Here is a 21,021-nt window from a genome sequence, read left to right on the forward strand (position 1 = left end):
CATGTGACTATTTGTAGGGCAATATGCAAAAATTGTTCAACATGATGGACAGGATTGTTCGCCTTTGTTAGCGTCGACTTGTATTGTGGAGGAAACCAGTACGATGCTGCTCATCGGCCCAAAAAGCGACCTTGTGACCAATTTTAGCGCCTGCGCAGCCGGCGTGGACGATGCTTATGTCCTTCACCTCTGCGACACTGGCACGGTCCTTGCACCAAGAGTGTTGGTATGAGCATGACGAAGGACATTACTTTTATGGACAACAGCAAGCCGCTCCTCTCCGTCCAAGGTCTGAGCGTTGAGTTTGGCGAAAGCCGCGTCGTGGACGATCTGTCTTTTACGGTGCATGCGGGTCGGACTGTTGCAGTTGTCGGTGAATCAGGATCGGGCAAGTCGGTCACATCACTATCGACGATGCGTCTGGCAGATATGATGGGTGCGACCTATCCGACGGGGAAAATTCTATTTGAAAACAAGGATCTGTTGAGAACTTCTCAGAAGGAGATGCGGTCGATCCGCGGCAAGGAGATCGCCATGATCTTCCAGGAGCCGATGACCTCTCTCAATCCGGTTTTCACCATCGGCGACCAGATTTGCGAAGTGCTGATTTTGCATGAAAAGCTTGGCAAACAGGCTGCGATGGCACAAGCTCGCTCGCTTCTGGACATGGTGCGTCTGCCGGATGCGGCCGAACTGTTAAATCGCTATCCCCACCAGCTCTCCGGTGGCATGCGCCAGCGCGTGATGATCGCCATGGCGCTCGCTTGCCGGCCGAAACTTTTGATTGCCGACGAACCCACAACCGCACTCGATGTCACCATTCAAGCGCAGATCCTCAACATCATGCGCGACCTGCAGAAAAAGCTCGGCATGGGCATGGTCTTCATCACCCACGATATGGGCGTGGTGGCAGAGATGGCCGATGATGTCGTTGTGATGTGGAAGGGTAAAAAGGTCGAGGAAGGTCCGGTCAGGGAGGTCTTTGCCAATCCGAAACATCCTTATACGCGCGGCCTGCTCTCCGCTGTTCCCCGCCTTGGCAGCATGGAAGGCGAAGACTATCCCAAACGCTTGCCTTTGACAGTATTGCAGAATGGCGAGCCCGTCACCGTCGGGGAAGAGCGTGTCCAGGACACGGCAAAATACGATCAAAAGCCGCTTCTCTCCGTAAAAGATCTCTTCGTGCGTTTCGACATCCGCAAGAACCTGTTCGGCAAGACGACCCATCGTCTGAGTGCAGTCCAGAAGGTGAGCTTCGACATTCATGCAGGCGAAACGCTGGCGCTGGTCGGTGAATCCGGTTCCGGCAAGTCCACCATTGGACGGACCATCCAGCAATTGCAGAACGCTGTGTCCGGCGATATCTCTTTCAATGGGCGTAGCTTTTCGCAGATGTCCGCCTCCGAGCGCTTCCGCATGCGCCAGGAAGTTCAGTACATCTTCCAGGATCCTTTCGCCTCGCTTGATCCGCGCAAGACAGTCGGCTTTTCTATTGCCGAGCCCATCAACACTCACGGATTGATCAACGATAACAAGGCCGTGAAACGATGTGTTGATGAACTGCTAGAGCGCGTTGGACTAACGTCCGAACACGCCTCGCGCTATCCTCACGAGTTTTCAGGCGGCCAGCGGCAGCGTGTGTGTATCGCCCGTGCCCTCGCATCCGATCCAAAGCTGATCATTGCCGATGAAGCTCTTTCGGCGCTCGACGTCTCCATTCAGGCCCAGATCATCAATCTCTTCATGGATCTGCAGGCCGAACGCGGGCTGGCCTATCTCTTTATCAGCCATGACATGGCCGTGGTTGAGAAGATGAGCCACCGCGTGGCGGTACTCTATCTCGGTCAGATCATGGAGATGGGAAGCCGTCGCCAGGTGTTCGAAACCCCGACGCATGATTACACCCGCAGGCTGCTCTCCGCCGTGCCGGTCGCCGACCCGACTATCGAGCGTCGCATCGCCATGATCGAAGGTGAGATCCCCAATCCGGTGCGCCGCGTGGGCGACGAACCACCAATCCTTGTCCATCGGGAAATCAACCCAGGCCACTTCATCGCTCAAAGCGCCTGACCGATCCAACGTTCACACCATCTGAAGAGGAAACAGAAGATGAGAATAATCAAAAGGGGAATATCCGCTGCTGTGACATCGCTGGCTTTGGCCAGCGTTGCATTCGTGGCATCGCCCGCTCTTGCCGCCGGCAAAATGACCATTTCCAGCCCGCAGGACCCGGGTAGCTGGGACCCGATCGACACCTTTCTGGTTCAGTGGGCGGCGGTGGCCACCAACATCTTTGACGGTCTCACCTATCGCGGCCCGGATTTGAAACTGGTGCCGGGCTTGGCCGAATCCTGGGAAGAACTGGATGAAGGCAAGCGTATCCGCTTCAAGCTTCGCCAGAATGTCAAGTTCCACAACGGCGAGCCCTTTAACGCAGCCGCGGTCAAGTTCACCTTCGAGCGCCTTCTAGGCGAACAAGGTGCAAAGGGCCCACAGCGCTCCAACTATGTGTCGATCGAAAGCGTCGATGTTATTGACGACTACACCGTGGACATGAAGCTGAAGGCGCCCGATCCAGTGCTGCTGACCAAGCTGGCAGGCTACGGCGCCATGATCGTGCCACCGAAATACATCCAGGAAAAGGGCGAGGACAACTTCAACCTCAATCCTGTCGGCACCGGCGCGTTCAAGTTCGTGTCCTACGCACCGAAAAATAACATCAAGCTGGAAGCCAACCCGGATTACTGGGGCGGCGCTCCGAAGCTCTCGGAACTGGAATACCGCTTCATCGCCGAACCGGCGACCGCAGTGGCGGAACTTCAGGCTGGCCGTGTGGATCTGGTCATCCCGCCGACCATTCCAATCGGCATGATCCCTGTTATCGAAGGCGACTCCAAACTTGAGATCGTCAGCGTTCCAGGGCCCACGGTCGATGCGCTGCGTTTCAACACGCGCGACGGCGTCACAGCCGATCCGAAGGTCCGCAAGGCGATCATCATGGCGGTCGATCGCGGCACGATCGTGAAGTCGATCCTTGCCGGTCAGGCCTCGGAAATCGCCAGCTTCCAGAGTGCATTGTCCTTTGGCTACGATCCTGAACTCAAGCCGCTGCCTTACGATCCGGAAGCTGCCAAGAAGCTCTTGGCCGAAGCCGGAGTGAAGCCGGGCACGACGCTCCAGATCGACATTCGCGGCAATGACGCGACGATGAACGAAGTGGCTCAGGTCATTTCAAGCTACCTCTCGATGGTCGGCATCACCGCGACGATCAAGCCCTACGAAACCAACGTGCTGCTGAACGACATCATCCCGCAGGGCAAGACCGGCGCCATGTTCCAGCAGAAATGGGGCGGTTGGACCTTCGACTACGACAACACGGCCTACTCCATGTACCACTCCGGCGAGAAGTGGAACCCTTACGACAAGGACGAGAAGCTGGACAAGATGCTGGAATCCCAGCGCCCGCTGACCGACCGTGCCGAACGCGAAAAGATCCTCAAGGAGATCGGCAGTTACACCGCTGATCGCGCACTCGAACTTCCGCTTTACAACACCAATGCCATCTACGGCATGAACAAGCGGGTCAAGGGTTTCGTCGCACCACCGGACAACCGGTTGAAGCTCACCGACGTCACCGTCGAATAAGTCTCTCGACCCTTTGACGCATCGCCTTGCCCGTTTTGCGCGGGCAAGGCAGGACATTTCTCAAGGAAAAGCTCGTGGCCGGTTTTCTCATCAAGCGATTGCTGCAGGCGATTTTTGTCGTCATCGCCATCACCCTTCTCGTCTCCTTCGCGATCCGTCTGACGGGCGATCCCGCGGTCACCATGTTCCAGGGCGGCGGCAGCATGACGGAGGACGATCTTGCGCGCATCCGTGCAGCGCTTGGCACCGACCGGCCATTCTTCGTCCAATATTTCAGCTTCCTGAAAGGTCTCGTGACGCTTGATTTCGGACGCAGCTTTACAGGCAGTACCCCTGTTTCTCGACTGATTGCAGACGCACTCCCAGCCACACTGGCGCTCGCCTTCATCTCTATGGCTGTGTCGATCGCGCTTTCCATTCCGCTGGGGATCAAGGCTGCTACGTCACGCGGCAAGACGGCGGATCAGGTGATCCGCATCTTCTCGCTCGTCGGCCTGTCGTTTCCGAACTTCTGGCTCGCAACCATGCTGGTTCTGCTCTTCTCGATCACGCTCGGCTGGTTGCCGCCGAGCGGCATGGGGGGATTTGCAAGCTATATCATGCCGGCCGTGACAATGGGCGTCATCCTGACAGCGACCAATGTCCGGCTTGTGCGCACGGCGATGCTCGACACGTTGCGCTCGCAATATGTGATGGTGGCACGCGCCAAGGGCTTGAGCGAAAACAAGGTGCTCTACAAGCACGCGCTGCGCAACTGCGCCATTCCGCTCATCACCTATTTTGGCCTTCAGTTCGGTGGTCTGCTCGGCGGCATCGTCGTCATCGAGCGCGTCTTCAACTGGCCCGGGCTCGGTACGCTTGCCTTCGATGCGGTCGGCGCTCGTGATTATCCGGTTCTCCAGGCCGTCATCACTGTCCTGTCGCTGATGATCGTCGGCATCAACCTTCTGGTCGATATTGCCTATGGGCTTGTCGATCCGCGCATCCGCACGGAGTAAGAGACGATGGCTGCCAACACCTCGCGCCTCTCGCGCTTCAACAGTCTTGAATTCATCCTTGGCGCAACGCTGACGGTCGTGATCTGCCTTGCCGTCGTTTTCTCTGATGTCCTCTTTCCAGGTGGCGCGGAGAAAATCGATCTGATGGCGCGGCTCGCAAAGCCGTTTGCGAATGCCGCCCATCCATTCGGCACCGACCCGCTTGGCCGTGACGTGCTGGCCCGCGTCGTCGCCGGCGGCAAAATCTCACTCCTCGTTGGCTTCACCTCTGTCATCGGCGCGGTGATCTTCGGCGTGGCGGTCGGGCTTGTGGCGGGTTACTACCGCGGCTTCTGGGACATGCTGGTGATGCGCTTTGCAGACATTCAGCTCGCCATGCCCTTTATCCTGCTCGCGATCACCTTTATCGCGATTGTTGGGGGCAGCCTCACCAATACCATCATCCTGCTGATCGTTTCTCAGTGGGTGCAATATGCCCGCCTCGTGCGCGGCTCGGTGCTAACACTCAGGGAGCGCGAATTCATTCTGTCGGCCCGTGCTATCGGCGTGAAGGACTGGCGCATAATCCTCCAGCATTTGCTGCCAAACCTGATCGGTCCTGTCATCGTGCTGATGACACTGAATGTCGCCAACAACATCCTGCTCGAAAGCAGCCTCACCTTCCTCGGCCTCGGCGTCGATCCCACTATCCCAAGCTGGGGCGGCATGCTGGCGGACGGGCGTACCTATCTTCAGACCGCGTGGTGGGTCAGCGTCTTTCCAGGCTTGGCGATCCTTCTGACCGTTCTCGGTCTCAACCTCCTCGGCGACTGGCTGCGCGATAGCCTCGATCCGACCGGCAGAACCTCGAGGTAATCGCCATGAGCCCGCTTTTAAACCAGACTTTCACTCGAACGCTGGACGCTATTGTCGAGCTCGCCATTCCTGGCCAACCGCTGGAAGCCTGGACCTTCGACGACACGGAAAGCCGGAGAGAGGCGGAAAGACAGTTGCAGGAGAAGGGCGTGACTGCCCGCATTCGCAGCGCTTACAAACCTCTTCTCTTTGCCTTCTTGGAAGAGATCGACCTCGATGGTGTCGAGGCGATCGAAGTGCACTATCCGGTCCATGCCAACGCCCCGGCAAACCGCTTCCGCCTGGAGGCCTATCCGCTCGCGGCTCTGGGTGGTGAGGCGAAGATTGACTTCATTGCCCGTAACGACGATGACTTTCACTATGATGTCTCGCTGAAGCGCGGGGAGCAGATCGAGAGCGTGACCGTCCTCGCGCCGAACCGGGTGCATACGGATATCGTCGGCGAAATCAATGTCTCGCCCACAGGTTGGTTGAAGCTTGGCGGGCAGCCGGGCGAGCGACTGGCAACGGATTACGAGGAGCTCTTCGAAGCAGGCATCAAAGCCATAGCCGATCATGCCTGGGGCGATCAGGAGCCCTATTTCGAAGAGCTGAACATCCGCGTTGTTCACCCCGCGAAAGACATCTCGTTGCCGGTGGGCGATGAGGTCGTCAGCCTTCGCGAGGCGCTGCACGAGGATTTCTATTTTTCGCTTCTCGAATTTTTCCAGAAGAAGTCGGGCCGCCCATTGGGTGATCGAGGTCTGAGACCGGGACAGATCGTGCCTGAAATCGCCAAGAGCAATGGCGAAATTTCTGTCGTCATTGAGACGCGGGCGCTTACCACAGGTTTCTCCGACGGGAATGAGCAGCCGCTCGACACCGCTCAAGAGCCGATTGCGGAAAGCCAGGTGAGGAAGCTCCTGGCCAAAGTCGGCGGAGACGCTTTCGAAGCACGGTCCCGTTCCGGACGCATCCTTTCTGCCCGCTACAAATCCGGCGACGATGCCGCGGTGATGATCAGCGGCGGGCAACATCCGAACGAAACGACGGGCATTGTCGGCGCTCTTCGCGCGGCCCGGAAGCTCGGCCAGAGGAAGCAGGCCCACTTTACGATATCGCCGCTGGAGAACCCCGACGGATATGCCGTGCACCAGCGTCTTCGCCTCGACAACCCGCGCCACATGCACCATGCCGCGCGTTACACCGCGCTGGGCGACGATCTCGAATATCGGACCTCCGAGAACGCGGGCACTAACCTGTTCGAGAAGGAAATCCGTTTCAAGGCTGAGAAAAGGAGCGATGCCAAGCTGCATGTGAATCTGCATGGCTATCCCTCGCATGAATGGACGCGACCGCTTTCCGGCTATGTGCCCCGCAACTTCGCCATGTGGACATTGCCGAAGGGCTTCTTCCTCATCATCCGCCATCACCCGGACTGGGAACGTCAGGCCGAAGCGTTACTGGACAGGGTGACCCGTCATCTCGGTGCTATCCCTGGGCTTCTCGATTACAACAACCGCCAGATCGCGCTCTATGAAATCCACGCTGGCGAAACCGGTTTTCGGATCATCAACGGCTTCCCCTGCCTCTCATCCGTCGATGATCGGCATACCGTCCCGATGACCCTGATCACGGAGTACCCGGACGAAACGATCTATGGCGACGATTTTATCACCGGCCATACGGCGCAGATGGAAACGGTTCTCTCGGCCTATGATGCCTGGCAGGACATCATGCGCGAACGCGCATCTGCCTGATGCAGGCAGGCGCGCCTTTCTCAGGGCGCGCCACTGAAGGTATCGATCAGAGTTTGGCGAAGCGTGCTCATCGGTTGCTCCTTCGTCGTGTCAGCGGGCATCATACCGCTGGCAAATCCCTCGGCTTCGAAGCGCGCAACAAGGTCTGCATCATCGCTGACAATATGCACCGGCACCGCGCGTGACGCACCCTGCCCCGTGATGATCGACGCCGGCTGGTGATCACCGAGGATGACGTAGACCACATCTCGGCGCTGCCTTTTCATGAACTCCCCAAGCGTCGCCAGCGAATAATCGATGGTCTGTATATATTGGCGACGCACCCGGTCTGGAACGGCCCAGACGACGGACGGCGGGTCGCCGCTGACAGCCTGGTCATTGAAGGCGGAGCCATCGCCGACCTTGCCCCAATCGATGAGCGTCGGCACCGGCGTCCAGGGCGCGTGGCTGGATATGAGCGCAATCTCGGCCATGAGCCGTTGTCCGCGCTCATGGGCAGGCTTCAGCGCCAACCGATCGAAGGCAGACATGGTGTATTGATCCGGCATCGTGACCCAGTTGAATGGCTTGCCACGATATTGAAGGCCGGATGCCGACAGGATCTGGTTGTAGCCAAAATAGTCCGCTTCCGGCCAAGCCATGGTGATCGCCGGCATGACCGCCACGCTGTGCCATCCGGCTTGAGAAAACAGCCGGTTCAAGCTCGGCTGGTGACTGATCATCAGCCGATCGTAGCGTGCCTGACTATCGACCCACAGCCCGGACAGCAAGGTGCCGTGAGCAAGCCAACTCAGACCTCCAACCGTTGGAGACGTGACCCAGCCACTGGCCGCGTGTAAGCCCGCGGCTTTGAGCTGCTGATCGATGGCACCAAGCCGCCGACCTGTGACATCGGCGTAAAGAGGATCTTCGACTGCGGACCGCCCGTAGGATTCCACGAAGACCAGAATGACATCCTTGCCCTTGACCCTTCGGAAAAGATCGCGTCCATCCGTCGGACCGAGCCCGGTCGCCAGCTCCTTTTCGAAAGCTTGCATATCCTCCGCGGAGCGGACGACGAGGCTAAGTCTGTTCGACAAATAGACAGGCGTGCGAAGATCGACCCAAGGCAAGCCGAGCCACATAAGCCCTGCCCCGCTCACAAGGATTGCCGCAAACGCCGCAGTCAAAATCCGCCGCGTCGATCCCGTTGCGCTGGCCGTCCATTTGAGCGACCTCAGAAAGATGGTTACGACAAGAAGGAAAAGCAGACCGCCGCCGATCAGCGCTGCGAGCGCTGCCGGTGTGCCGATCGTACCTGAAATCAGGTTCCAGCCATCCTTCAGCATCTTCAGATCGAGATAGGGATTGAATGGGCGCTGGAAGGCGGACTGGACGCCTATGTCAGCCAGCTTCAGGAAAAGGACGAGAAAGACAATAAAGCCGCATAAGAAAATCACGATGCGCCGCAGCCAGCCCCTGGTCAAAAGCGTGAGCAGGCCGATCAGCGCCCATTCGAGCGGTAGCCTCGTGAACGCTCCCACACCGAACGCGTCGGGGTGATCAGGCAGGTTGAAAGCGAGCAATGCAGCAAAAGAGAAAAGCAATGCGCCGATCGCGGCTTTCAAGTTAATGTGTTTGCGGCTGAACCCGATTTTCCCGTTCACTTCAATCCACTCTCAATGCAGTGCGTATCACTGAGCTGGAAAAGCAGCCAAAATGCAAAGGTCTTCCGCTTGAACAAACTGCGAATAGTCGTCTCTTTCATCACGCTTGCTTTTCTGGCGGCGATCGTCCTGAGAACAGATTTGAATGCTCTTGGACAATCGCTCTCCCGCACCTCGTGGATCGTTGTCGCAGTGTGCCTTGCGCTCGTCCAGCTGCAAATCGTTCTCTCTGCACTTCGCTGGCGTTTCACCTCCCGCCGTCTTGGGCAGGACATCGCCCCGCTGAAGGCAATACGCGAATATTATGTCGCAAGTTTTCTCAACCAGACGCTCCCTGGCGGCGTGGGTGGAGATGCGATCAGAGCGTGGCGCATGCGGGGTGACGAACCCGGCGGCTGGCGGCAACCTGCCAAGGCAGTCATATTTGAGAGACTGTCCGGACAGATCGCATTCTTCATTCTTGCGATCGTCGGCCTCAGCGTCTGGCCGTTGGTGACGCAAACGGATTTCGGCCAACAGCTGCGGCACTACCTCTTGTTCGCCGGCGCATTGCTTTTGGCCGCGATCGTCGCTCTTTATGTCGCCAAGCCCAAATGGGCCACGCAAAACGCGCTGCGTGAAGGCCTAGCCGAAGCCTTCGTGCGGCGGCAAGCCTGGATCGTGCAATCCACTACAAGTGCGGGCGTGCTTTCGACCTATGTGATCATATTCTTTATTGCCGCTGGCGCGACGGGCGCGCAACTGCCCTGGGTCGCCTGTCTGACCATTATTCCCTTCTGTCTCGTGGCAATGCTCATTCCGACAGGCTTTGGCGGCTGGGGCACGCGTGAGGCTGCGGCAATGGCGCTCTGGCCGTTGTTGGGAGCCGCACCGCTCGATGGACTGGCGGCGAGCATCACCTATGGCTGGCTGTCGCTCCTCGGCACGGCGCCCGGCGTGATCTTTCTTGCCGCGAGCGCCTTGAAGAGACGACCGAGCCACGCCTGACCACTGGCTCACCGACGATCAATGCGCGCATAGATGTCGCCCGATTTGGCATCGGCCGGCATCGCAGCAAGTTCCGTCAGCATCTGGCTTCCCGTTTTCCACACTTGCGAAACGAAGCGATGCGTCTCGCCCTCGACGCGATTGAAACGATAGTCGCCGATCGAGGCAAGCTTTGCGATCGCGTCGTTGGCAACCGACGGCATGGCGGGAATATACTCAAACGCAATCAGGTCGATGGGCTGGCTCAGGCCTGCCAGAACCGCGGCTTCGGCGCCTTCCACATCGATCTTGATGAAGGCGGGCACCCCGTATTTTTCGATGAGATCATCCAGTCGCACCATGGGCACGGTGACCTTCCCATCCCACTTGACGTGGGAGAACCCTGCATTTTTCTTGACCGCCTCGACAAAGCTGGACGAAACGCTGGTGACCGTTGGGTGACGGCTGGAGATCAGCAGATCGACGCTTCCTTGCGTTGCACCCACAGCGACACGTTCGAAGCCCTCAAGCTCTTTGCCAAGATGCTTTTCGACGAAGTCCGCAAAGAGAGGCTGAGGCTCGATTGCGACAACCCTCGCTCCGATCTCGCTCAGCGTTCGGCTGCGGCTTCCTACGTGAGCGCCGATGTCGAAGACAAGCTGTCCGGGGGAGACGAGGGAGCGGTAGAAGCGCTTCAATCCAAAGCGCCGCCACGGCTGACCGTAATAAACGACGAGAGAGCGAGCAAGACCGAGCGATGACGATAGTGTCTTGGCCATCGTCATGCGCTCACCCGGTTGCGCATGAGATACACGATGTCTGCAGTAAATGAGTAGACGAGCGCTAGGAGTGCCGCCGCCGCCAGATAGTTTGAGACTGGAGCGACCACGGCTGGAACGAGGATGAGGCACAGGATCGACACCTGCACCACACAGACGAACTTGCGCCTGATCGATGACGGAAGATCAGCGGCGAGCGCCGGAAGAAGCCAACCAGCCGCGACGAAGAAATACCGCATTAGTCCGATCAGCAGCACCCAGGCACCCGCCTTGTCCAGAAGAGCGGCAGCGACCGAGAGGATAAGGATCAGGAAGGCATCGACTTCCATATCGAAGCGAGCGCCAAGCTCGGATTCTTGACGATACCGCCGTGCGAGATACCCATCTATTCCATCAAGCGCCAGCGCCACCACAACGACACCAACGAGGATCCATAAGACCGTGTCCGCCTGCTGCAGACTTTCGAAACAGAGCACAGTTGCTGCAGTCAAACTCACGAGCGAGGCTCGAATGGCCGTCACCGTATTGGCATAGCCGAACCGCCGATGCGGATATTGCGGAAGCAGGTAGAGCACGAAGGCAAATATTGCCGAAAGGGACAGCGTTGCGGCAACAACAAAATCCCACCCCAGCGACATTTCCACACGCACCAAAACCGCGACGGCGATGGTGCCGAGCAGCAGGCAGGCGAGATTTGCCAACGTGTTTCGCACGAGAGGCCTCCGGTCTCTCAAGGTCGCGAGCGACTCGCCCTGTATTAGTGCCATTTTTATCCTCCCGGGATCATGGACTTATTCGGCTGCAACGAGCGTTTCAAGGTCCATCAGATGCCCGGCACGGACGGTCTTGGTGCGGAGGTAGTTCTGGTTCTCGGCGGTGACGGTGCCCGTTACCGGAGCGCGCGCCTCCACCTCGATACCTCCGGCACGAAGGCCGTTGATCTTGGTTGGATTGTTTGTGTAGACGGCGACCTTCTTGATGTTCATATGACCCAACATCGCAACCGCCGCTTCATAACGACGGTGGTCCTCGGAAAGGCCAAGTTCGGCGTCAGCGTCGATCGTGTCAAGGCCGAGATGCTGGTAGCCATAGGCACGCATTTTCGCGCCGATGCCAGTGCCACGACCTTCCTGGTCAAGATAAAGCAGCACGCCGCCACCCGCCTGCTTCAACAGTGCGAGACCATTGCGCAACTGATCCCCACAGTCGCATTTCAGCGAGTTGCAGAGATCACCCGTAATGCAGGACGAATGGATGCGGATCGGAACAGTGCGCGACACATCCGGATTGCCAACGACGATCGCAACCTGATCTTTTTGCGCTAGACCGCCGCGGAACACGACAAATTCGGAATCGCCGAGGTCTTTCAGTGGAACGCGCGTTCTTACCACCTTCTCGAAGCGCTGGAGCGCCATTTCTGTATTCAGCAGGCGTGACGCAGAGAGTTCGCAGCATCCGGCAAAATGCTCAGGCGAGGAAGAAACATCGGCCATGACCATAGCAGGCAGGAGAAGCGCGACACGCGCCAACTCTGCCGTCTGCGATGCAAGTTCGTCGGCTGTCGTCCAATTCTGAGGACGGTCTGCGCCAAGAACGTAGGATAGCCGCGACGCCTCCTCGAAGCTGACACCTGAGAGCGGCGTGAGCACGTCTCCACCACCCACAATGCCCAGGCGCGTTGCGCGCGGTGCAGTGAGAAGGAGAGAATGGTTGTTTTCGGTCGCCATCGCAAACTGGTGGTAAATCGAAGGCGCAACGGCATCCAGTGCAAGAACAGCGAGCCGTCGCTCGTTCGAAGAGAAGAGGATTGGGCGACCGTAGCGGAGTTCTGAAACGGCGCGCTCGACTTCAATCTCTGGGGTGGAAAACTGAAAAGCAGCATGGGTGGCAGACGACATGTGACATACTCTCCCTAGACGGTTTTTGTTTTCTACGGAGAAGATCATGGTTGGATTTCTCGCAGACACGGAATTTATTTTAGCAATCCGTACGGAACAAAACGCGTGTCTCGGCAATACGCTCCATTGGAATTCGCATTTATTAGGATCACCATTTTGGCATCAGCATCGGCCGAAGCTTTGAGTAACAAGACCACACTATGCCGGGCGCTGTGGATCGAGACGGCCAACCGTTGCGCCATCAGGCAAGAGAGTATCGAACCTCTTCAGGCAGATCAGGTTCTTGTCCGCACACTCTACAGTGGTATCAGCCGTGGTACCGAATCTCTGGTGCTTGCTGGCGAGGTGCCGCAGAGCGAGTTTGACAGAATGCGCGGCCCTCACATGGAAGGCAGCTTCTCATTTCCGGTAAAGTACGGCTATTCCACAGTCGGGAGGATTGAAGCCGGCCCGGCTGATCTGATCGGCAAGACGGTATTCTGCCTCCATCCGCATCAGGATCGTTTCGTCACCTCGAAGGACATGATCGCTGTATTGCCGGAAGCTCTCCCCCCAAAGCGTGGCGTTCTCGCAGCAAATATGGAGACGGCACTCAATATCGTCTGGGATGCCATGATCCAACCCGGTGACCGCGTCGCTGTCTTTGGCGCCGGCGTCGTAGGAACCTTGATCGCCAACCTGTCTCGCCGAATTGCGGGCACCGATACGGTATTGGTGGACACCAATACCGATCGCCGCGCGCATGCTGAGGCCATGGGCATCTCATTTGCAGAGGCTGGCACGCTCAAGGGCGAATTTGACGTACTGATCAACGCATCGGCGGCCGGAGCTGCGCTTTCCGAGGCCATTGAACATGCTGGCACCGAGGCGCGTATCATCGAGGCAAGCTGGTATGGCGACAAGATCATTTCCATTCCGCTCGGCGGCGCGTTCCACTCAAAGCGCCTGCAGTTGATAAGTTCGCAGGTCGGGGCCGTTCCTCCCTCACGGCGAGCGCGCTGGAGTTTTGGCCGACGCATGGCGAAAGCTTTGGAACTGTTGGCGGACGATAGCCTAGATCACCTCATATCCGGCGAGACAGACTTTGCTGATCTGGCCGACGACTATCCCCGTATCCTTTCATCGCAGACGACGCTCTGCCACCGCATCCGCTACTAACGAAAGAGAGACCATGTTCGCAGTCGAAGTCCGAGACCACATCATGATCGCCCACAGCCTTCCGCGTCCGGTATTCGGACCGGCACAGGGCATGCATGGCGCCACCTTCGTCGTCGATGCAGCTTTCTTCACGAAAGACGTGGACGAAGACGGTCTTGCAGTCGACATCGGGGCAGCGACGACCGTTCTCTCCGAAACCCTTAAACCCTTGAATTACCAGAACCTTGATGAGCTCGATATCTTCAAGGGCAAGGTCAGCACCACTGAAGTCATCGCAAAACATATTTTCGATCAGTTGGCTGAAGCCGTTGCCGTCAAGCGTCTTGGCCCGGGCAGCCATCGGATTTGCCGCATTCGGGTGCTGTTGCATGAATCGCATGCCGCGCGCGGCTGGTATGAGGCCGACCTTTGATATCAAGGCTGGCCTTTGCTTACCCCGGTGATCTCGAGCTGAAAACCGGGGGATACGGCTATGATCGCGAAATCATAGCAGGGCTCGAGCGGCTTGGATGGGCGATCGATCTCATTCCCCTCGGGGAGGGTTTCCCCTCCCCGTCTTCAAACGTTCTGAGAGAGGCTGAAAGGCGACTTTCTGCGCTACCTGACGGCGTGCTCGTGATGATCGACGGGCTTGCTTTTGGCGTGATGGACGAGTGGGCAAAGCGGGAGGAAACGCGTCTCAATATCGTGGCGCTCGTTCATCATCCCTTGGCGCTTGAGACCGGCGTCAGCGAGAGCGATCAAATGCGATTGCGGCACACCGAAACAAACGCGCTTGCCGCCACGCAGCATATTTTCGTCACCTCACCGATGACGGCGCGCGAATTGATCGAGAATTTTGTTGTTCCAGAATCCAAGGTTAGCGTCGCGGTGCCCGGCACAGCAAAACCGCTGCTAGGTAATAAGACACACAACAAGATCCAGCAGATCCTCTCCGTCGGCTCCCTCACGAGACGAAAGGGTCACGATGTTCTGATCGCATCGCTTGCGACGATCGTCGATCTTTCGTGGCAGGCCACGATCATCGGCAGCCCAAATCTCGACCCTTCTGTCGCATCGGCTCTGGAGGAGCAGATCAGAACTCTTGGCCTCAATGACCGCATCACGCTTGCGGGCGAATGTGAAGATCTTTCGGCTGCCTATGCCGGTGCCGATATTTTTGCCCTTGCCAGCCGGTATGAAGGCTACGGCATGGTGTTTGCGGAAGCACTCTCGTACGGCCTGCCGATCGTTGCATGCCATACGGGCGCCGTGCCGGATGTCGTCCCAAGCGATGCCGGTTTCCTGGTCCCGGTGGATGATGTCGAGGCTATGGCCTTTGCGCTGAGACGCCTCTTGATCGATCCCGACGAGCGAGCTCGCCGGGCCGAGGCTGCCGCATTCGCGGGCGCAGAGCTTCCGACCTGGACCGATACGTCCACCATCATTTCCAACAGATTGAAAGATTTGATATGAGCGGCTTTGACAAGGAATGGCTTCGCCTTCGGGAACCGGCCGATCGCGCGGCACGATCGTCCTCTCTTGTTGAGACGGTGAAAACCTACATAGAATCCCACTCTCAGCATGTCGTCATGGATATCGGTTGTGGCACCGGATCGACCTTCCGTACACTTTCACCGCTTCTGGCCGATGTGGACTGGAAGTTACTGGATTACGAGGCGGTGTTGCTTGACGAAGCAAAACGCCAGATCGGACCGCGGGACGATGTGTCGTTTCATTGCGCCGACCTGAACACGCTGGACGAGAGTTTGCTCGATCATGTCGCGGTCGTTACCGCTTCTGCTTTGTTCGACCTCTGCTCGGAGGATTTTTGCCGCCGATTTGTCGAGCGATTGGCACGCAAAAAGATCGGGCTTTATGCCGCACTCAACTACGACGGCGTCATGGAATGGTCGATCAAGCACCCTTTGGATAAAGTCGTTGTGGCCGATTTCAACGTGCATCAGCGCACGGACAAGGGTTTCGGACCCGCTCTGGGACCAGACGCCTCCGATTATCTATCGGGCTTGTGCGAGGACGCAGGATTCACCATTGAGACAGCCTCCAGCCCATGGGAGCTTGGACCGGAATCCGAGGCGCTTCAGATCGAGTTTCTTGCGGGGCTTTCCACGCCGATCCAGGAAATCGGAAACATCGACCCCACAGAGTTCAAGCAGTGGCTCGACTTTCGCCTGTCACGCGTTGGCGTAGATGGAAGCCGGTGCATCGTCGGCCACACGGATTTCCTGGCCCTTCCAAACGCTTGAATCTGCCTGCGGCTTCAGACAGCAGTCGAAAAGCACATCGCTCCCGAGGCCATAAATATCGGCCTGAGGGCGATGAGCGTTGCAAAGCTGTGCGATCGGCGGAAGCGAAATACCGCACGGGCCTGAACCAATGATAAGGGGCGCAATCGCGACATGCAGCCGGTCGACCAGTCCCGCGTCGATGAAGCGGGCAATTGTGCGCGCTCCGCCTTCGACAAGAATGCGCTTGAGGCCGCGCTCTGCGAGACAATCAAGAATGTCGCGCGGATCAAGACCGCGGCCGCTGCGCTGAAGCTTTACCACCTCGGCGCGATAAGAAGGCGCGGGGGCGTCATGTCCTTGAATGACGATCACCGGCGCACCGTCATCATTGAACAGTCCTTCCGTCCCCGTCAGTTCACCTTTGCAGTCGATGATGACACGCGTCGGGCTTGGTCCCTTGACTTCGCGCACGGAGAGGCGGGGATTGTCGTTCTGGACCGTGCCGACACCGACGATGACCGCGTCCACGAGCGCGCGGCACCGATGCAGATGCGCCAGACCATCGGGTCCGGAAATGTCGCGGGCATCGCCTGTCGGCGTTGCGACGCGCCCATCGAGCGACTGACCGACCTGCGCGATGACGAAACCGTCCCTTCCTGCTGCAATTGGACCATAGAGCATCAGCGCCGGGTCGGCTTCCTTACGGCGGAGCGTGTCCTTCCCATCGCGAATGGAAAGAAGCTTTGTCCAGAGCCTATCGGTCATGTGAAGGTTGCGCATCGACGTCCCTTTAAAGAATGCGGTAGAGTGTGGCGTCCCGGCGGATCAAATGGTGGAAGATCACAGCCAGCATGTGTAACGCGACCAACGCCAAAATGATCCACGCGCTCCATTCATGGATCGCTGAAAATGTCGGCGCGATGTCTGGAGATTTTCCGATAGGGCTCCAGATGGGCACCAGCCCGAACCACTGAAGGGGAAAGCCATGCGCATTCGTGGCAAGAAAACCCGACACCGGCATGATGATGAGGAAGAGGTAGAGCAGACCGTGAACTGAGTGGGCGGCAATCCGCTCCAGCGCCGGTCCCTCTATTGGCGGCGCCCGTCTATACAGCCTGACTCCAACCCTCAGCAACATGACCCAAAGAATGAGAAAGCCAAGGCTTTCATGGACGAGGTAGAAGTCGAGCTTCACTTCATCTTTGACGAAGCCAATCATCAGCCCGAGCGGCCATGTCAGAAAAACCAGGATGGCAACGATCCAGTGCAGCACCCTCGAAGCGACACTGTATCTTGGAACATCCGGCAGCGATCGATCACCCATCCTCATGACTCCTCCAGGATTGAGCATCATCATGCCACAACGGACGGAGCCAAGGATAGTTCTCGGCATGGATGGATATCGGTGCGGTACGTTTGCGAGGCACCGAGTAACCCCAACGTGACCCGATGTCAGGTCACGCTGTTGACCACATTCGTCGTAGCCCGATCAGGCCAGCACAAGATGTCCCGGCGAAACTTCACGATACTCCCTCTTGGGCGCGACATAGCCAACATTACGGACAGGGCTTTTCAGCTCTTCGATACCGGCATTGCGGCGAATGCCGCGGCGGGCTGGGTCTGGCACGGGCACCGCTGCCATCAGCTTTTTTGTGTAGGCGTGCTGTGGATTGGCAAAGATCTGCGTACGCGGGCCGATTTCGACGATCTCTCCAAGATACATGACCGCCACCCGGTGGCTGACGCGCTCGACAACCGCCATATCATGGCTGATGAAAAGGAATGCGATTTTGAACTGTTCCTGCAAATCCATCAGCAGATTGCAGACCTGCGCCTTGATCGACACATCAAGGGCGGAGACGCTCTCATCGGCAACGATGACTTTCGGATTGAGCGCTAGAGCGCGAGCAATCGCCACGCGTTGACGCTGACCGCCGGAAAACTCGTGCGGGTAGCGATCCATCATCGTGGAGGACAATCCGACCCGCTCCAGCAGATCAGCCGCTTTTCGACGCGCATCCGATGGTGATGCGATGCGGTGCTTGATCATCGGCTCGGCCACAGCCGAACCCACAGTCATGCGCGGATTGAGACTTGAGAACGGATCCTGGAAGATCATCTGCACGCTTCGCCGTAACGAACGCAGGTCCGTTGGGCCGAGCTTCAGCACATCGTAACCGTCGAGAGAGACTTCACCGGACTCCGGCTCCACGAGCCTAGTGATCGACCGGCCCGTTGTGGACTTCCCGCAGCCGGACTCGCCCACCAGGGAAAGCGTCTCACCTTGAAAGAGATCGAAGCTGATATTCTCGACAGCATGCACCGCACCCGTCACCCGGCCGAAGAGACCGGAGCGGATGGCAAAGCGCGTGACGAGGTTCTTGACCGAAAGGACCGGCGTCAGGCCGCCCTCAACGGTGTCCGCGACCTCGACGCTCTCGCCCACCTCTCCCGTTTGCATATCGACCTTGGGGAAGCGCAAAGGTCTGCCATGTCCATCCATCGAACCAAGTTTCGGCACTGCTGCCAGAAGCGCGCGTGTGTAGGGATGCTTTCCACGGTGAAAGATATCCGCGGTGTCACCGGTCTCGACCTGGTCGCCGCGGAACATCACGATGGTGCGATCGGCAATTTCGGCGACGACACCCATATCATGGGTGATGAAGAGGACGGCCATGCCCTCCTCTTCCTGCAAGGTTTTGATCAGGTCGAGGATTTGCCCCTGGATCGTCACGTCGAGCGCGGTGGTCGGTTCGTCGGCGATCAGAAGCTTCGGCTTCGAAGCCAGCGCCATGGCGATCATGACACGCTGGCGCATGCCGCCGGAAAATTGATGCGGATACTCGTCGAAACGACCAGCAGCATTGGGAATGCGTACCTTTTCCAGCAGCCGTATCGTTTCGTCCCTGGCTTGACCCTTGGTCATCCCCTTATGCCGGATCAGCACCTCAGAAATCTGCCGCCCGATGGTAAAGACCGGATTGAGCGATGTCATCGGCTCCTGAAAGATCATCGCAACATCATTGCCGCGCACGTGGCGCATCTCCTGCTCGGAAAGCGAGAGAATGGCCTTGCCGTTGAGTTCCACCTCACCTTCGATCCGGCTGACCAGGGGATCGAGAAGCCGCATCAGCGATAGCGAGGTAACACTTTTGCCCGAACCACTTTCACCCACAATCGCGACCGTCTCACCGGCTTTCACCTCGAAGGAAAGTCCGCGGACCACCGTCTTCCATTCGTCGTCGACCTTGAACGAGGTCGTTAGGTTTTTGACACGCAGAACTGTTTCGCTAGACGTCTGCCCATTGGCGGTCATGGCTCATCTCCCCACAGCATAGGCCTGCATCAGGCGTGGTGTTGCCGCTGCGCGCAGCAGACCATCGTGATCGCGTCGCGCTGCCGTCAGGCGGCCGACGGTCCAAGGTTCGGCGGCCGTGACGTCATGACCACGGCTGCGCAATTCGCGCAGAGTGTCGTCACCGACGCTCGTCTCGATCATGACATTGCCGGGCTGGCGGGTCCGTGGATAGAAAGACCCCGGGAAGTGCGACGTATGGAAGAGCGGCAGATCAATTGCTTCCTGCAAGTTCAGTCCAAAATGGGCATAGCGCAGGAAGAAGGACAGTTGCCACTGGTCCTGCTGGTCGCCACCAGGCGTCCCGAACGCCAATGTCGGGCGACCCTCGAAAAGTGCCAGCGACGGCGTCAATGTCGTGCGGGGACGCTTGCCTGGCGCAAGAGAGGTCGGAAGACCGGGCTTTAGCCAAAACATCTGCGCGCGGGAATTCAGGCAGAAGCCGAGGCCAGGAACGATGGGCGAGCTTTGCAGCCAGCCACCGGACGGCGTGACCGAGACCATGTTGCCTTCCCGGTCGATGACATCGATATGGACGGTGTCACCGCGCTTTTCGGTCAGATGCGACATGGTCGGCTCGTAAACCGCCCCGGTGCCTTGCATCGAGTCCAGCATGGAGAGTGTCAGATCGCGCTGGTTTTCGAAGCCATGCACAAGTCCCGGCCGCAGGTCCATCGATGCTTGGTCCGAGATAAGCTTGCGGCGCTCGTCATTGTAAGCGTCCGACAGCAAGGTCTGCACCGGCACCTGCGCAAAGTCCGGGTCTCCGTAGTAAACCTCGCGGTCAGCATAGGCGAGCTTCATCGCCTCAACGACGGTGTGGACGAAATCCGGGCCAGCCGGATCCATCTTGCCGATATCGAGGCCTTTCAACAGCGCAAGCGATTGCAAGAGTACCGGCCCCTGCCCCCACGGACCTGTCTTGGCAACCGTCCAGCCGTGATAATCATAGGTGGTCGGTGCATCGATGGTGGCCTGATAGCCCGCCATGTCATCGGCTGTCAGAACACCCTTGTGGCGCGAACCGCTGGCATCCATCACCTCAGCTCCAGCCAGATAGTCGGCAATCTTCTCAGCGACAAAGCCGCGGTAGAAAGCATCGCGTGCCGCTTCAATGCCAGCTTCACGACCAGGCTTGGATTCAGACTCCTTGACGATCCGCTTCCAGGTTTCGGCAAGAACTGGGTTCTTGAAGTTTGACAGTGGTTGCGGAACGTGACCGCCGGGCACCCACGTCTCGTAGGATGTCGGCCATTCCGTCTCGAAGAAATGCGCAAGTCCCGCAATCGAGGCGGAAACGCGCGCCAGCAGCGGATGGCCGTTTTCGAGATAATGGATGGCGGGCTCCAGCACGTCCCGGACACTCATCGTACCGTAATCGCGCAGCATCAGCATCCAGCCGTCAAAGGCGCCCGGAATAACGGTTGCCAGCAGACCGTCGCCGGGGATGATGTCGATGCCTTCGCCTCTGTAGTGCTCGATGGTTGCGCCAGCAGGGGCCGGACCCTGCGCGCAAATGACCTCAACCTTGTCCTTCTTCTTCGAATAGATCACCGCGGGCATGTCGCCGCCTGGACCATTCAGATGCGGTTCGAGAACCTGGAGGACGAAGCCTGTTGCCACGGCAGCATCGAAAGCGTTTCCGCCCTTTTCGAGAATGCTCATGCCGACCGAGGATGCGATCCAGTGCGTGGAGGTCACGACACCGAAGGTACCGAGGATTTCAGGACGAGTTGTGAATGCAGTCATAGGAT

Annotated in this window: 18 protein-coding genes; 10 read left to right on the plus strand and 8 right to left on the minus strand. The window is 58.3% G+C overall.

From position 1 onward, the window contains the following. The first annotated feature begins 228 nt into the window (after positions 1-228). From ACTJK5_RS13520 to ACTJK5_RS13540, 5 genes are all read left to right on the plus strand, one after another. A complete protein-coding gene (locus ACTJK5_RS13520; RefSeq protein ID WP_440612676.1) occupies positions 229-2,070 on the plus strand; it encodes an ABC transporter ATP-binding protein in 1,842 nt (613 codons plus the stop codon). 39 nt (positions 2,071-2,109) lie between these two features. Then, positions 2,110-3,645, plus strand: a complete 1,536-nt coding sequence (locus ACTJK5_RS13525) for an ABC transporter substrate-binding protein (protein WP_112357988.1) — start codon at positions 2,110-2,112, stop codon at positions 3,643-3,645. Between the two features lie 74 nt (positions 3,646-3,719). Continuing rightward, positions 3,720-4,643, plus strand: a complete 924-nt coding sequence (locus ACTJK5_RS13530; protein WP_062424339.1) for an ABC transporter permease — start codon at positions 3,720-3,722, stop codon at positions 4,641-4,643. Between the two features lie 6 nt (positions 4,644-4,649). Continuing rightward, complete coding sequence (locus tag ACTJK5_RS13535) at positions 4,650-5,498, plus strand: ABC transporter permease (protein ID WP_062441393.1); 849 nt, start codon at positions 4,650-4,652, stop codon at positions 5,496-5,498. A 5-nt stretch (positions 5,499-5,503) separates the two neighbouring features. Continuing rightward, complete coding sequence (locus tag ACTJK5_RS13540; RefSeq protein WP_112519690.1) at positions 5,504-7,237, plus strand: M14 family metallopeptidase; 1,734 nt, start codon at positions 5,504-5,506, stop codon at positions 7,235-7,237. A 20-nt stretch (positions 7,238-7,257) separates the two neighbouring features. On the opposite strand, the gene ACTJK5_RS13545 is transcribed toward ACTJK5_RS13540, so the two are convergent. Further along, positions 7,258-8,883 (minus strand): sulfatase, encoded by a 1,626-nt coding sequence (locus ACTJK5_RS13545; RefSeq protein ID WP_440612677.1) that lies wholly within the window; start codon positions 8,881-8,883, stop codon positions 7,258-7,260. Positions 8,884-8,952: 69 nt separating this feature from the next. On the opposite strand from ACTJK5_RS13545, the gene ACTJK5_RS13550 reads away from it, so the two are divergent. Then, on the plus strand, positions 8,953-9,870 hold the full coding sequence (locus ACTJK5_RS13550; protein WP_440612678.1) for a lysylphosphatidylglycerol synthase transmembrane domain-containing protein: 918 nt from the start codon (positions 8,953-8,955) through the stop codon (positions 9,868-9,870). Between the two features lie 8 nt (positions 9,871-9,878). Here ACTJK5_RS13550 and ACTJK5_RS13555 read toward each other — a convergent pair whose 3' ends face one another. The 3 genes from ACTJK5_RS13555 to ribA are packed head-to-tail and all read right to left on the minus strand — an operon-like array spanning position 9,879 to position 12,526. Beyond that, positions 9,879-10,634: an FkbM family methyltransferase gene (locus ACTJK5_RS13555; protein ID WP_440612679.1), complete on the minus strand. Its 756-nt coding sequence runs from the start codon at positions 10,632-10,634 to the stop codon at positions 9,879-9,881. Next, positions 10,631-11,395, minus strand: a complete 765-nt coding sequence (locus ACTJK5_RS13560) for a CDP-alcohol phosphatidyltransferase family protein (RefSeq protein WP_440612680.1) — start codon at positions 11,393-11,395, stop codon at positions 10,631-10,633. Before ACTJK5_RS13560 ends, ACTJK5_RS13555 begins: the two co-directional genes overlap by 4 nt. 24 nt (positions 11,396-11,419) lie before the next feature. Beyond that, positions 11,420-12,526 (minus strand): GTP cyclohydrolase II RibA, encoded by a 1,107-nt coding sequence (ribA, locus tag ACTJK5_RS13565; RefSeq protein WP_440612681.1) that lies wholly within the window; start codon positions 12,524-12,526, stop codon positions 11,420-11,422. A 156-nt stretch (positions 12,527-12,682) separates the two neighbouring features. Between ribA and ACTJK5_RS13570 the strand changes: the two genes are divergently transcribed. Genes ACTJK5_RS13570 through ACTJK5_RS13585 form a run of 4 tightly spaced genes read left to right on the plus strand, consistent with a single transcriptional unit; the run spans position 12,683 to position 15,930 of the window. Beyond that, a complete protein-coding gene (locus tag ACTJK5_RS13570) occupies positions 12,683-13,684 on the plus strand; it encodes a zinc-dependent alcohol dehydrogenase (protein WP_440612682.1) in 1,002 nt (333 codons plus the stop codon). 13 nt (positions 13,685-13,697) lie between these two features. Next, positions 13,698-14,096: a 6-pyruvoyl trahydropterin synthase family protein gene (locus tag ACTJK5_RS13575; protein ID WP_062424332.1), complete on the plus strand. Its 399-nt coding sequence runs from the start codon at positions 13,698-13,700 to the stop codon at positions 14,094-14,096. Next, on the plus strand, positions 14,093-15,139 hold the full coding sequence (locus ACTJK5_RS13580) for a glycosyltransferase family 4 protein (protein WP_440612683.1): 1,047 nt from the start codon (positions 14,093-14,095) through the stop codon (positions 15,137-15,139). The genes ACTJK5_RS13575 and ACTJK5_RS13580 overlap by 4 nt, the downstream gene beginning before the upstream one ends. Continuing rightward, entirely contained in the window at positions 15,136-15,930 is a 795-nt protein-coding gene (locus ACTJK5_RS13585) for a class I SAM-dependent methyltransferase (protein ID WP_440612684.1), read from the plus strand. Before ACTJK5_RS13580 ends, ACTJK5_RS13585 begins: the two co-directional genes overlap by 4 nt. On the opposite strand, the gene ACTJK5_RS13590 is transcribed toward ACTJK5_RS13585, so the two are convergent. The 4 genes from ACTJK5_RS13590 to ACTJK5_RS13605 all read right to left on the minus strand — a co-directional run bounded on the left by ACTJK5_RS13590 (position 15,859) and on the right by ACTJK5_RS13605 (position 21,016). After that, positions 15,859-16,692 (minus strand): RibD family protein, encoded by an 834-nt coding sequence (locus ACTJK5_RS13590; protein ID WP_113225883.1) that lies wholly within the window; start codon positions 16,690-16,692, stop codon positions 15,859-15,861. The two genes, ACTJK5_RS13585 and ACTJK5_RS13590, sit on opposite strands and share 72 nt — an antisense overlap. Positions 16,693-16,702: 10 nt before the next feature. Beyond that, positions 16,703-17,236 carry a cytochrome b gene (locus ACTJK5_RS13595; protein ID WP_113225897.1) on the minus strand — a complete coding sequence of 178 codons (534 nt, stop codon included), beginning with the start codon at positions 17,234-17,236 and terminating at the stop codon, positions 16,703-16,705. A gap of 165 nt (positions 17,237-17,401) precedes the next feature. After that, positions 17,402-19,228, minus strand: coding sequence for an ABC transporter ATP-binding protein (locus ACTJK5_RS13600; protein ID WP_312930718.1), 1,827 nt, complete (start codon positions 19,226-19,228; stop codon positions 17,402-17,404). Between the two features lie 3 nt (positions 19,229-19,231). Beyond that, positions 19,232-21,016 carry a gamma-glutamyltransferase family protein gene (locus ACTJK5_RS13605; RefSeq protein WP_440612685.1) on the minus strand — a complete coding sequence of 595 codons (1,785 nt, stop codon included), beginning with the start codon at positions 21,014-21,016 and terminating at the stop codon, positions 19,232-19,234. Between the last annotated feature and the right edge of the window lie 5 nt (positions 21,017-21,021).

The organism is Agrobacterium sp. 22094 (genome assembly GCF_052046015.1).
In the GTDB taxonomy this organism is placed as follows: Bacteria; Pseudomonadota; Alphaproteobacteria; order Rhizobiales; family Rhizobiaceae; genus Agrobacterium; species Agrobacterium cavarae.

What these genes read in the sequence shown, in the direction of transcription:
- ACTJK5_RS13585 (WP_440612684.1), top strand. Translation starts at nt 15,136, where the DNA reads ATGAGCGGCTTTGACAAGGAATGGCTTCGCCTTCGGGAACCGGCCGAT.
- ACTJK5_RS13540 (WP_112519690.1), top strand. Translation starts at nt 5,504, where the DNA reads ATGAGCCCGCTTTTAAACCAGACTTTCACTCGAACGCTGGACGCTATT.
- ACTJK5_RS13590 (WP_113225883.1), bottom strand. Translation starts at nt 16,692, where the DNA reads ATGCGCAACCTTCACATGACCGATAGGCTCTGGACAAAGCTTCTTTCC.
- ACTJK5_RS13575 (WP_062424332.1), top strand. Translation starts at nt 13,698, where the DNA reads ATGTTCGCAGTCGAAGTCCGAGACCACATCATGATCGCCCACAGCCTT.
- ACTJK5_RS13595 (WP_113225897.1), bottom strand. Translation starts at nt 17,236, where the DNA reads ATGGGTGATCGATCGCTGCCGGATGTTCCAAGATACAGTGTCGCTTCG.
- ACTJK5_RS13600 (WP_312930718.1), bottom strand. Translation starts at nt 19,228, where the DNA reads ATGACCGCCAATGGGCAGACGTCTAGCGAAACAGTTCTGCGTGTCAAA.
- ACTJK5_RS13525 (WP_112357988.1), top strand. Translation starts at nt 2,110, where the DNA reads ATGAGAATAATCAAAAGGGGAATATCCGCTGCTGTGACATCGCTGGCT.
- ACTJK5_RS13555 (WP_440612679.1), bottom strand. Translation starts at nt 10,634, where the DNA reads ATGACGATGGCCAAGACACTATCGTCATCGCTCGGTCTTGCTCGCTCT.
- ACTJK5_RS13520 (WP_440612676.1), top strand. Translation starts at nt 229, where the DNA reads ATGAGCATGACGAAGGACATTACTTTTATGGACAACAGCAAGCCGCTC.
- ACTJK5_RS13605 (WP_440612685.1), bottom strand. Translation starts at nt 21,016, where the DNA reads ATGACTGCATTCACAACTCGTCCTGAAATCCTCGGTACCTTCGGTGTC.
- ACTJK5_RS13535 (WP_062441393.1), top strand. Translation starts at nt 4,650, where the DNA reads ATGGCTGCCAACACCTCGCGCCTCTCGCGCTTCAACAGTCTTGAATTC.
- ACTJK5_RS13560 (WP_440612680.1), bottom strand. Translation starts at nt 11,395, where the DNA reads ATGGCACTAATACAGGGCGAGTCGCTCGCGACCTTGAGAGACCGGAGG.
- ribA (WP_440612681.1), bottom strand. Translation starts at nt 12,526, where the DNA reads ATGTCGTCTGCCACCCATGCTGCTTTTCAGTTTTCCACCCCAGAGATT.